Raw genomic sequence first — 11,929 nt, forward strand, 5'->3', positions numbered from 1 at the left:
TGTCGACAGGACGCGCTGGCCCTTGCGCCAGCGCGTCCTTCCAAGAAAGCCGCTTCGGCGACGACGACCTAACCCGAACCTTGAAAGGGGGCAGGGGCCCATGAGCCTTGATTACGAGAATGACAGCGTTTTGCATGAACAGCTCATTGCGGAAGTATTAGCGCAATATCCAGACAAGGCGGCGAAGCGCCGCAAGAAGCACCTCAGCGTCGCAACGAGCGGCGACGAGCCTGGCGATGAGCCGAAGGCCCTTTCCGAATGCGACGTCAAATCGAACATCAAGTCCATTCCGGGCGTGGCATGTGCCCAATAGGACCAAGCTTTCGAAGGAAAAAAACGTGTCAAATATTGTATGTGAACGTGACACGGACTGCAGGCGAAAGTCTTTGCGCGCACCGTCGTCGATTTTCGTTCCGAACACAAATAGCGGGGTGCAGTTGCCTTGGTATACTATCTACCCAACAATACAGGAGTTTTCTTCAGAAATCGGCGCCCACACTCATGAGCAATGGCTGAGAAGCCAGGGAACTGATGACGCTGTCTCGCTCTATCTCCACATTCCATTCTGCCGCTCGATGTGCTGGTATTGTGGTTTTCCGACTAGCATCACTCGTCGGGACACTTTGATAACCAATTATCTAGCAATGCTGCGCGAGGAAATCCGCCTGGTCGCCGAGCAAGTGCCGCAGGCACTCTCAGTGGGTGACGTGCACTTTGGCGGCGGATCCCCGACCATTATGCCATCGGCAGACTTCCTGTCGCTAATGGAACTCCTGCGCGGCCGTTTTGCGATTGAGCGAGGTGCAACCATTGCCGTTGAGGTCGACCCGCGCACGTTCACCACCGATATGGCCGAAGCCCTAGAAAGGACCGGTGTGAATCGCGCAAGCGTCGGTGTGCAGAGCTTCGATCCCGTCGTACAAAAAGCGATCAACCGGATTCAGAGCGAGGCGCAAGTGATGACCGCCGTCGAAAACCTCCGCCTGTATGGGGTCAGGCGTATCAATTTCGACTTGATGTTCGGTTTGCCGAACCAAACCGTCCAGTCCTGTCTCGAGAGCGCTATGTTAGCTATTGCGATGCGTCCCGACCGCCTCGCGGTTTTCGGTTATTCCCACGTTCCATCTTTTCGAAAAAATCAGCGCTTGATTGACACAGCAGCACTGCCCGATATAGCCGCGCGAGCTGAGCAGGCCTCAGCCATGGCCGATACGTTAGTTGCAGCAGGCTATCTGCAAATTGGTCTCGACCATTTTGCTTTGCCGGATGACGAGCTTGCAATAGCACAGAGAGCTGGTCGTCTGCGCCGAAATTCGCTTGGTTACTCTGCCGAAACCTGCTCAACTGTCATCGGTTTGGGCGCGTCCGCCATTGGTCGTTGCGGCGACGGTTACGTTCAAAACGATCTCACGCAAAGCTGTTATAACCGGCACATAGCATCCGGCCGCTTGGCGATCTCAAGGGGCTACCGTTTAACTACCGAGGATCGCGTAAGAGCTGCAATCATCGAACAGCTCATGTGCTACTTGGAGGCGGACATATCAGCAATCTGTACGGCTCAGGGATTTGATCAGACCCATCTAGTGAGTTCAGCTAAGCAGCTAGAGATTCTGGCTGAGGATGGGATCGTTGAGTTTGACAACGGTTTAGTCCGTGTGCGGCACGAACGTCGCTCTGCCCTTCGCCATGTCGCTGCCGCGTTCGATGCTTATCTTGGCCGCCAGCCGATCTAGACTGGCAAACGGAGGGCCTTGGAGTGATCACATAATCGAGCTCGAGTTCGTCGAGATGTTAGGCAGGAGGCAAGCCCCCAATTGCTCGATTTTAAATCGATCGCTGAATTCGCAGTCCATGGCATGTGTCGGTCTCGATCGCGTCACAGTTCAGCTCTCGCCACTGGCAAAGAAATCCGCCGTCAAATATCGTGAAAGGTCTGGCGCAGCACGGCTTCACCGGCTCGGTTGAGCGCGCCAACTTGAAGCAGGCGACACCTTCGTTCAAAACGGACCAGACGCCCGGACAGTTCAGCTTGACGCCACCAATGCGGCTTCGATTGCGCAGGCGGCGGAGACGCGCATCCAGGAAACCTGCGGCAGGCTCGATGTCCACGGTGGCGATCGAGCGCGGTTAAATGCCTAGAACATGGCCTAAACACTCTTGTCGTTGATCTCGACGAAATGGGACCGTGTTCGGACCCCAATTATTTGTCCTTGCCGTACACAGGTGATGCTGCCGCTGGCTCCACTACATGCCCGGGGCGACAGGTTGTTGCACTGCGACAGGTCACCGTTCAAACCGCTCCAGCATTGTTCTCAACTGCGCGTTTTGCAGCCTTAGCTTTCTGGCTAGTTGCCTCCTGAGCACCCTGATGTCTTCGTCGAGGCTCATCTGGTCCGCAGTGTGAACTGCCGGGGCAGCGTTTGCAATCGCGGCTGATGCCTTCTTACGCGGGGCGACCTCGAGAGTTCGCTCGAGCCTCGTAGCATCGTGCCCAGCGGCGATGTCGGTACTAAGCCCGCCGAATGGAGGTGGATCGGCCGCCTCAACGTTTTTGGCATCTTGGCCTTCTACCTGATCGTGGCCACCGATTCCGACTTCCTTAGAAACGACAAACTCGGTGGAAATTGCAGGAGAATGGCCGTGACGGGGAGGCCCCTCGCTTGCCGGTCGAACGGCGCTTATCAGGCTCTTCTCGGCAGGCGTTTCGGTCGGACCGGCAATGGCCAATGTGTCCGGCGTAACCTTCTGGTCCGAACCGTTTTCTCGCTTTTGTTCGCGACCCGGTGAGATCAGTCGGGCAAGAAGTTTCCAGGGAGACGCCATCTATCCGACCTCGCGTTTTATCCCGCAAGCAGGCAGTGAGTTTGGGGTCCGGCAACAGCATTACCGTTGCCGAATTGTTTGTCTCGATAAGAATGTAGATACGGTCGCTTATTGACCGGCTGCTTATATCAATCGAGCTTGAGCCGTTTGCGCAGATCTTCATTTTCAGCGCGAAGTTTTTCAGCAAGAAGCTTGCGCAGCCGCTGATTTTCCTCTTCCAACTGCAAAAGGTCTGCCATTTCATCGCTCGCCGTCATCGGGGCAGCCGGCGCTGCCTGCACAGCCTTTGGAGCACGGTGCACAGGTGCGCGTTTGGCGCTCGCCGTGGCTTCGATAGCCTTTGTCTTGCGCCCTCTCCTCTTCACACCACCGTCCCCGGCCAGCGCAGCTGCCGGCTCTGCCGTAGCGTCAGCTAACGCGGTCTCGAGTGCCGCGACTTTTTTGGCGCGCGGTTTGCGCTGTTTCTTCGGCGCATTAGGCGTTTCGACAACGGTCTGTCCATCGACCTTGGTTGTCGTATTAGTCTCGTCGGCCATGCTCATCTCCTGTGTATCTGATGCAGTTGTCGACGGCCCGAGAGGCGCTGTCAACAACTGCTCGGCCTGATCTTGTTCCGGCAAAGACATTTCGCTGTCGGGTTTGCCACTCTGAGAGCTACCTGACAGAAAAGGCAATGCCTCTTCCTCTAGATCGCGCGCGACTGACTTTAGATCCACATTGCCCCAGATCGAGTTCGATCTGGCATCAAGTTTTCGCCTGCCGTTCTTGTACTCGACGGCAAAACTGCGTTGCACTTTTTTCAATATAAGAGGCCTTGGAGAATCCACGGGGTGGCTGATGTTATGCTGGAACAGCACGAATAGCGCCTACCGGACTACCAGTCTATACCCACGGTCTAGCCTGAGGCCAATTTTTTAGCGCCGCGTTATTTTTTGGAGTTACCGCGGCCTCTGCCGATTTATCGTCCCGGTCCCTAAGTGGTGAAGGAGCCGCGCACCAACCCAGGCTTCTCCTTCGTCGGCTGGCGCTTCAAAGACCAGATGCTGCGCACTCACGCCGGGGAAAATGTTGAAGCGCTTGGCCCACGTTTCGCGGCACTCGCAGCGGCGGTGCTGACCAAGACCGAACGCAGTTTCCTTGCAGCTAGCGCCGCCATTAGGCTCATTGATGTGCCGAGACGAACATGCGGCTTGGCTTTGTCGGCTGAAACAAGAGTAGCGAAGGAGTGTTGCTTTTATGACAAGACACGAGGAGTTTGTCGGTCGAATGTCACAGGCGGATCTGCCTTGCACACGGCCGCCATAGAGAGAAGGATGGGGTCGCCGCTCGCTTCACTGCTGAGTCACGCCATCGTTTTCGTGAATGCATTCCATCCAAACAATCGATTTTACTGATCGAAACGGTTGCCATTAGAAGACGCTGAAGAAGCGTTTTGTAAAAGCCGTAATTCGGAGTTCTTAAAATGGGTCCTCGGGTGCCGTGGAGACTGTGCTGGGAAAACGAGATGAGGCAGTCGGTCTGCTGCCTGGTCTCGATCGTTATCTTGCGCTCGACGTGATCGAGTAGAATCTTGGTCGTTGCTTCTCGACGTTTCAGTGGGCTCTCACGGGACGCACTTTTGCCCCGGTCGATGCCGCCTCCTATTCGTCTTCACCGCGCGCTGGTCATCTTTCTACTGCTTCCCCTTCTAGCGTTGTTGCAGATCGGTTCTCACGCCGTGGGCGCCGTTCGACGTGATTATCAATGGCGGTCCCACCGCGTGGTAGCTGAGTTCGGTACTGGCGCATATGCGAATGACGGAGGCCGGCGGCGGAATTCTGTGTGCTATGCCTCGGAGCCAACGCAGGCGCACTCGCCGCTGCAAGGATACGGTCTGCGACCTTTGTAGCGACCACCAAACGTCGTTGTGGCTGTCGGGCGGAAAGATGAAGGACTGGGTAATGTGGATACGTTACGCGGCGTTACTGCCGCAAATGCTTCGGTCTGGGGCTCTGTTAGCGCCGATTGTCGGCAATCTCACCGATCCGGTCACGATCTGATTTCGGCTTCGACCCGTGAACTCTAGCTGCACTGTCAAGCGCCACCCTATGAAACTACGAAAGCCGGTGGCCAGGCCAGAGCGACCTACCTTTCGAAACGAACTGGAGAGCAACATGCTGTGTCTAGGGCTCAGTGGCGGTCTAAGCAGAGTCTACGAAAATTCGTTCGATCTACCGAACACCTTTATGCACGATGGGGCTGCGGTTCTCGTTCGCGACGGGCGAGTGATAGCGGCGGTCGAGGAGGAGCGCCTTAACCGGATCAAGCACTCCAACAAGTTACCAACGCGTTCGATTCAATATTGCCTCGCATCTGCAGGTGTTCAGCTTAGCGACATCGACCGCATCGCGTATTATGCGACCGAGGCCTATTGCAACGCTGTGCTCGAGCGCGTGCGCCTCTCTTACCCAAGCACCCCAATACCGGATGCGAGACTGTTTTTGTGCGGCTTACTCGGGCAAGAATTTGGTGCCGAAATTGATCCCTCACGTGTGTCCTTCGTGAGCCACCATATGTCGCACGCCGTGAGCTCGTTTTTCATGTCGGGCTTCGAGCGAAGTTTGGTCCTCTCAATTGACGGCGGTGGAGACTTTCTTTCGGGGCTTTTGGCGATTGGTTCCAGCACGGAGATTGAGCCACTCGTGACATTCCCGGAGAATGATTCTCTAGGGCTGCTATACTTGGAAACGATCCGCTACCTAGGTTATGGCGCGTTCGATGAATATAAGATCATGGGTCTGGCACCTTACGGCAATCCCGCTTCGTACCGCGAGATCTTCGAACAATTTTACGAACTCCTAGACGACGGTGGTTATCGGGTCCATCTCGACCGAGTTGGTCCTACGTTGCTCAGTAACATTCAAATACGCCAGAAAGGCATGCCGTTCACGCAGCAGCATAAAGATGTGAGTGCTTCACTGCAGGAAGCACTGGAACGGATCGTGTTCCACGTCCTACGGCATTACACCAAGGTTACGGGCATCGAACGACTGTGTTTGGCCGGAGGAGTGGCACACAACTGCACTTTGAATGGCAAGCTGCTGTACTCGGGGATGTTTGACGACATCTTCGTGCAACCGGCGGCCCATGACGCTGGCTGCGCACTAGGCGCCGCATTGATGGCGTCTCATGATCTGGGGCATCCGGCACCTCGTGAGCGTTTGCAAAACGTCTATTGGGGACCCGACCTGGAGAGCGAAGGAAGCGTGGAGGAGGAACTTTTTGCTTGGGGCCAGCATCTCGAAATTGAACGCAGTGATGACGTGACAGGCAAAGCAGCCGAATGGATTGCGGATGGCGCCGTGATCGCCTGGGTGCAGGGGCGTTCGGAGTTCGGTCCACGGGCGCTAGGCAACCGGAGTATTCTTGCTGAACCGAGGCCGGCGTCAAACAAGGATCGAATTAATATGATGGTCAAGAAGCGGGAAGGCTACCGCCCATTTGCTCCCTCGGTATTGGAGGAGGACGCCGTGGAATTCTTTGATCTGCCAGGTACCTTGCGCAAATTTCCTTTTATGAATTTCGTAGTGTCTGTGCGCGAACCCAAGCGTAGTTCGCTAGGCGCCATCACGCACGTAGATGGTACGGCTCGTTTGCAGACAGTGTCACGCGAGACAAATCCCGCATATTGGGAGCTAATCAATGCTTTCGGGAAGCGAACCGGCGTTCCGATCTTGCTCAACACGTCGTTTAACAACAACGCCGAGCCGGTAGTAGATTCGGTTAGGGATGCCGTAACGACTTTTTTGACGACCGACCTGGATGCACTTGTGATCGGTCCATTTCTCGTCAAGAAGCGAATCTCAACGATGGAGGAGTGGAATAAACTAGCAGTTTCCTTGCCACCTTACGCAAGTCTCCATCAGGCGCGTGCATATTCCACCCTGGATCGGCAAGAGACTGTATGTGAGATCCGCACAGGCGCCTCCAGCCTGCAGGCCGTGCGTATTTCACCGGAGTTGTTTGAACAGCTAATTAGGATTGAGGGAGAAGCCCTGGTTGGAGACATTTTGGATGGAATCGCGCCGGTTTCAGGTAGTCGTGAGACTTTCCTAAATGAACTTCGGCAGATTTGGGAGCAGCGTTGCATATGCTTAAGCCCGGTACGTGGCCGCAAATCACAGGTATCCGTCCCCGCTGAGGCCTCGGTGACTAGTGGGCTTTCAGCATAGCTTGGGGTCGCTTCGTTACGCCAAACAAACTCGCGAATAACAAAGCCCGCGACAGACAATGCGCCGTGCCCACCTATCGCACGGCGAAGCGTCAACAACCATGTCGAAAGAAGGGCCAAATGGCTCGGTATTTCAGTGATATCCTGCCCGAGCTCGTTCAGCAGTGGCACTTCGAAAACTTAAGGAGAATGTGATGGATCCGGTGTGTGGGTTAGACGTACATCGACAGATCGTTTCGCTTCTCGATAAGCCTAACCCTGTAATCTTTGACATTGGGTGCAATGACGGAAGCGATGCTCAACGCTTTCTGCGCCTTCTTCCGAGCGCCCAGCTCTATTGCTTTGAGCCAGACCCCAGAGCCGCTGCACGCTTCAAGGAAAAATGGGTTCTGATCGGGATCGGATGAGGCTATCCGAGGTTGCGATCAGCGACCGAAACGCGAGGATCGAGTTTCATCCCAGCAATGGCAATGACAGCGCTAAGGAATGGGATCTCTCGGGCTCGATACGCCGTCCCAAGAACCATCTTTCTGAGTACGAGTGGGTTCGGTTTGACCCTCCGATTTCGGTTGAGACTAGGAGGCTGGATGACTGGTGCAGCGAAGCTGGCCTAGAGAACATAGATCTCATCTGGATGGATGTGCAGGGAGCCGAGGCCGACGTTATTGCCGGTGGCAATCAGATCCTGATGAGAACGCGTTACATATATGCTGAGTATAGTGATCATGAGCTCTATGAAGGTCAGCTTCCCCTGCGCGCCATTCTTGAGCTCTTACCTTCCTTCCAGGTGGTAGTTGAGTATCCCCGAGGAGTGGAGGGTGACGTTTTGCTTAAAAACTCAAGCCTATAGCCGGTTCCCTTTTTGGGATTCAAGAACCGCGCGAGTTTGCCGGAGGCTTCAACTCATGAGAGATTGGAGCCGATATGAGCAAGACAACGAACAATTTCTCGCCTGAAGTCCTCCGCATGGTGCTGGATCACGAAGCCGAGCACCCCGCGCGGTGGGCTGCCGTTTCATCTATCGCGGCCAAGATCGGTTTCTTGCCGGCCACGCACGCTGCACGAATGGGTGAAGAAGACCGAGGTCGATAGCGGTAAGCGAGCAGGCCGGCCGAACGATGTCGCTGAGAATATGAAGGCTCTTGAGCGGGAGAGCCGCGAGCTTCGTCAGGCCAACGCGATTGTGCGCAAAGCGTCGGCGTATTTTGCCCAGGCGAAACCTGCCACCGGAAAAGACGCTCGACAGCTTTGATTTTGATGCAGTCCCTATGCTCTCCAGGCCCAGGTCATGGCCATTGCCGCTGGCGACAGCTGGGTCGCGAAAGGTGCCAATATCCTCATGTTCGGTACGCCGGGCGGCGGAAAGAGCCATCTCGCCGCGGCCCTCGACCTCGCGCTGATCGAGAACGGTTGGCGGGTGCTGTTCACTCGCACGACCGACCTCGTCCAGAAACTGCAGGTCGCACGGCGTGAACTCCAGCTCGAATCCGCCGTCGCAAAGCTCGACAAGTTCGATCTGCTTATCCTCGACGACCTGGCCTACGTCACTAGGACCAGGCCTAAACCCGCGTGCTCTTCGAACTCATCTCCGCAAGATATGAGCGGCGCTCCATCATCATCACCGCCAATCAGCCCTTTGGAGAATGGAACCGCGTCTTTCCGGACCCGGCCATGACGCTTGCCGCGGTGGACCGACTTGTTCATCACGCTACGATCATTCGAAATGAACGTCGAAAGCTAACGGCGACGTTCCGCGATGGAAGCCAAACGTGGTCGACCCAGCCGGCTTGCGGCCATTACCTCTATCTCATTGCAAAACGATGACACTGAAACGTCAGGAATCCGGTCTTCTCCATACAAGGCAGCCGATCGAACAAAATGTCGTAGCCTGACGGGAGACGCAGGGGTGTCCCTCCCGCATGCGGCGCCCTTTGCTATCCCGGATGAAGGGGATGGCGGCAACGACATGCGCAAGCCCACTGAGGATAGAAGGACTGGGTGAAAAGACGCCCCTGAAAACAGTGGGTTTGGCGACACTTGTTGGTTCGGGCAGGCAAGACGTCGTCTACATGCATCGAATGGATGACTCGCATTTAAACAATAGATTTCACCAATTTTCGCGGATGCTCCATAGACGGCCGTCTCCACTCCACCGGGTATGATCCGTTGAAAGGCTCTCAACCAATCCAACAACGCCTGTAGCCCCGAAGCACTGGCGGCGGGAATGGCATCAATCCTACCTGGTATCGCCTGGCCTTAGCCGAAGAAAGGAAACGTCTCATGAAGGTTACTGGTTACTACGTCATCGTTGCAGCGTTGCTCGCATTGGCATTGCGGGCCGGGCCGTCACTTGCAGCAGATGATCGTAACCAAGATTGCGGCCCGGCGACAAGTGACCCCCGCGCAAACCTGAATGGTGCTGACAAAGCCCATTCAGCGGAGCACACTCAAGACTTCAATTGCCAAGATACTCCTGCCGAAGAAGGTGAGTGCTACGAGTGCGTCTTACCCCCCGAAGTACGTATTGAAGGCGCCGAAGTGATCGACGTCGCAGACCGAAACTTTTATCCGCGGAAAACACTGCTACTCGCCAGAATGATCAGGCACCACTGAATCGTGTCGGTTGAAGGTAGCAGTAAGACCATCAAAGCCACGGCGGCTGGAACATCGATACTTTCTCAATTTTAGGCGACCCTTTGCTTGCTGATCTCTCGTGGCGCCGCATTGCGACACCAAGCCTTTTCACCTTTTATCTCGCCACCTCGCTACGGATGAAGACATGCGGTTCAAGGGCCTTGATCTGAATCTCCTCGTCGCACTCGACGCCCTGATGACCGAGCGTAATCTCACGGCGGCAGCGCGCAGCATCAACTTGAGCCAACCGGCCATGAGCGCGGCCGTCGGCAGGTTACGCACCTATTTCAATGACGACCTTTTTACCATGGTCGGTCGCGAACTCGTTCCAACCCCGCGTGCGGAGCGGCTCGCGCCTTCGGTCCGCGAGGCTCTGCTTCACATCCAGGTCTCGATCATATCTTGGGATCCGTTTTGCCCTGCTCAATCGGATCGCTGCTTCAGAGTTATTCTTTCCGATTACGCCGCACTCGTTTTTTTTGAAAAGGTCGTGACGCGTGTCGCCCGAGAAGCGCCCGCCGTCAGCTTCGAGTTGCTGCCGATCGCCGATAACTACGATGAGTACTTGCGGCGCGGTGACGCCGATTTTCTCATCTTTCCGGAATTGCTCATGTCGCGCGCACATCCTAAGGTGGCGTTATTCGAGGAGACCCTCGTGTGCGTGGGCTGCCACTCGAACAAGCTACTCTCGGAGCAACTTACACTCGAGAGGTATATGTCGATGGGACACGTTGTGGTGAAGTTTGGGAACGCTAGGACGGCTTCCTTCGAGGAATGGTGTTTGCTTGGGCATGGGCTTAAGAGACATGTCGAAGTAGTCGTGCAGGGCTTCAGCATGGTTCCGTTCATGCTTTCAGGGACCGAGCGCATAGCGACAATGCCCTTACGCCTGGTCAAGCAGCTCGAAAAGACAATACCCCTGCGGATCGCCGACCTTCCGCTACCGCTGCCCGCGTTCACACAGGCCCTCCAATGGCCCGCGCTTCACAATAGTGGTCAGGCAAGCCTCTGGATGCGGGACGTGCTATGTCAGGAAGCATCCCGCATGCCCTCGCCCCATGAGGTAATGAGACGTCTCAGGATTTCCTAGCATTCTTTCGTGGTTTTGTCGTTCGGCGTGATTCATGGCGTCGGAATGAGGAGCCTCTTTGAGACGTCGCCGCTACAGTCTCACGGATGATCGATCCTGTCCCGCTGGCCCAACAGCCGCGCTGACTGACGACCAAGTATGGAGGAACTGGACAGATGCTCTCCTACGCCCGCCGTTCAACGACCAATGAAACAACCTCCTCGACAGTTTGTCGACGACGCAAGTCGAAGGTTCACGCAGCTCCAATCGACATTAGAGTCTGTCAGGGTTATTCTGAACCATACCCTGCATGTCTGAGGTAGTTGGAGCACTCCTGGGGACTGAACGCCTTCAAGAGTTCTCCAATGCGTCTCCATGTAGTTTCAACGGTTCGTTCGTCTGCCTTTCTGACGAGTGTCTTGAGCTTTGCGAACATCATCTCGATGGGATTGAGGTCGGGGCTGTAGGGCGGCAGGAAAAAGAGATGTGCACCGACATCTCGGATCGCATCGCGGGCCGGCTTTCCCTTGTGGCTTCCCAGATTGTCGAGGATGACGATGTCACCGGATTTGAGTGTCGGGACCAGACATTGGCGAACCCATGCGGTAAAAGCGATGCCATTGATGGGACCATCGAGGACGAAGGGGGCAACGATGCTATCGCGGCGTAAGCCGGCCAGGAAGGTCAGTGTCTTCCAATGACCATGAGGGACTTTTGCAATGAGGGGCTCTCCCCGCTGACACCAGCCGCAGGTGCGCGTCATGTTGGTCTTGACCCAAGTCTCGTCGATGAAGACGAGACGGTCCGGATCAGGCCGGTGCTGATGGGTCTTCCATCGCATCCGGAACCGGGCCACCTTCGGGCGGTCTTGCTCGCTTGCCACCATCGTTTTTTTGTAAGCCTCCGGTGAAGGCCGCAGGTCAGGCCGCTTGAGCGTTGACGGTCGGCGGCGTCCAATTCCACGGAAGCAACTGCTCCAGCCTGGTAATCGACGTATCAGCGATGCTGGCAAGAACGTCGGCCAGCCACACCTGCGGATCGATGTCGTTGAGTTTTGCCGTCATAATCAATGTGGCCATGAAGGCCGCACGATCTGCACCGCGGTCTGATCCGGCGAAGAGCCAGGATTTTCTGCCGAGCGCAAAGCCTCTGAGCGCTCGCTCTGCCGCATTATTCGTCAGGCAAATCCGGCC

At 55.8% G+C, this 11,929-nt stretch carries 8 protein-coding genes and 4 pseudogenes; 8 read left to right on the plus strand and 4 right to left on the minus strand.

Features of this window, described 5'->3' with window-relative positions; translation table 11 throughout:
- Positions 1–100 precede the first annotated feature (100 nt).
- Both PH551_RS32025 and hemN read left to right on the plus strand, forming a co-directional pair.
- Positions 101–298 (plus strand): annotated as a pseudogene (locus tag PH551_RS32025) (hypothetical protein); the annotation flags it as partial.
- Between the two features lie 88 nt (positions 299–386).
- Positions 387–1,733 (plus strand): oxygen-independent coproporphyrinogen III oxidase, encoded by a 1,347-nt coding sequence (gene hemN, locus PH551_RS32030; RefSeq protein WP_018247211.1) that lies wholly within the window; start codon positions 387–389, stop codon positions 1,731–1,733.
- A 550-nt stretch (positions 1,734–2,283) separates the two neighbouring features.
- Here the strand turns inward: hemN and PH551_RS32035 are convergent.
- A complete protein-coding gene (locus PH551_RS32035; protein ID WP_004679185.1) occupies positions 2,284–2,823 on the minus strand; it encodes a hypothetical protein in 540 nt (179 codons plus the stop codon).
- Positions 2,824–2,951: 128 nt separating this feature from the next.
- A complete protein-coding gene (locus PH551_RS32040) occupies positions 2,952–3,626 on the minus strand; it encodes an MreC domain-containing protein (RefSeq protein WP_008536492.1) in 675 nt (224 codons plus the stop codon).
- A 1,350-nt stretch (positions 3,627–4,976) separates the two neighbouring features.
- Here PH551_RS32040 and PH551_RS32045 point away from each other — a divergent pair.
- From PH551_RS32045 to nodD1, 6 genes and pseudogenes are all read left to right on the plus strand, one after another.
- Complete coding sequence (locus tag PH551_RS32045) at positions 4,977–7,034, plus strand: carbamoyltransferase family protein (protein WP_004679190.1); 2,058 nt, start codon at positions 4,977–4,979, stop codon at positions 7,032–7,034.
- 381 nt (positions 7,035–7,415) lie between these two features.
- Positions 7,416–7,883 carry an FkbM family methyltransferase gene (locus PH551_RS32050; protein ID WP_274533449.1) on the plus strand — a complete coding sequence of 156 codons (468 nt, stop codon included), beginning with the start codon at positions 7,416–7,418 and terminating at the stop codon, positions 7,881–7,883.
- A gap of 74 nt (positions 7,884–7,957) precedes the next feature.
- Positions 7,958–8,261, plus strand: a pseudogene (locus PH551_RS32055) (transposase); the annotation flags it as partial.
- Positions 8,227–8,771, plus strand: a pseudogene (gene istB, locus PH551_RS32060) (IS21-like element helper ATPase IstB); the annotation flags it as partial. The pseudogenes PH551_RS32055 and istB, both read left to right, overlap by 35 nt.
- 542 nt (positions 8,772–9,313) lie before the next feature.
- Positions 9,314–9,646 carry a nodulation protein NolE gene (gene nolE / locus PH551_RS32065; protein WP_018247213.1) on the plus strand — a complete coding sequence of 111 codons (333 nt, stop codon included), beginning with the start codon at positions 9,314–9,316 and terminating at the stop codon, positions 9,644–9,646.
- 166 nt (positions 9,647–9,812) lie between these two features.
- Positions 9,813–10,757: a transcriptional regulator NodD1 gene (gene nodD1, locus PH551_RS32070; protein WP_018247214.1), complete on the plus strand. Its 945-nt coding sequence runs from the start codon at positions 9,813–9,815 to the stop codon at positions 10,755–10,757.
- Between the two features lie 268 nt (positions 10,758–11,025).
- On the opposite strand, the pseudogene PH551_RS32075 reads toward nodD1, so the two are convergent.
- Both PH551_RS32075 and PH551_RS32080 read right to left on the minus strand, forming a co-directional pair.
- Positions 11,026–11,637, minus strand: a pseudogene (locus tag PH551_RS32075) (IS630 family transposase); the annotation flags it as partial.
- A gap of 19 nt (positions 11,638–11,656) precedes the next feature.
- A partial coding sequence (locus PH551_RS32080) for a transposase domain-containing protein (RefSeq protein ID WP_285196078.1) occupies positions 11,657–11,929 on the minus strand: 273 nt, incomplete at its 5' end.

The organism is Rhizobium atlanticum (genome assembly GCF_030182485.1).
GTDB lineage: Bacteria > Pseudomonadota > Alphaproteobacteria > Rhizobiales > Rhizobiaceae > Rhizobium.

Bases quoted from the DNA above. Each gene is read 5' to 3' on its own strand.
- PH551_RS32035 (WP_004679185.1), bottom strand. From the start codon at position 2,823: ATGGCGTCTCCCTGGAAACTTCTTGCCCGACTGATCTCACCGGGTCGC.
- PH551_RS32045 (WP_004679190.1), top strand. From the start codon at position 4,977: ATGCTGTGTCTAGGGCTCAGTGGCGGTCTAAGCAGAGTCTACGAAAAT.
- PH551_RS32050 (WP_274533449.1), top strand. From the start codon at position 7,416: ATGGGTTCTGATCGGGATCGGATGAGGCTATCCGAGGTTGCGATCAGC.
- nolE (WP_018247213.1), top strand. From the start codon at position 9,314: ATGAAGGTTACTGGTTACTACGTCATCGTTGCAGCGTTGCTCGCATTG.
- nodD1 (WP_018247214.1), top strand. From the start codon at position 9,813: ATGCGGTTCAAGGGCCTTGATCTGAATCTCCTCGTCGCACTCGACGCC.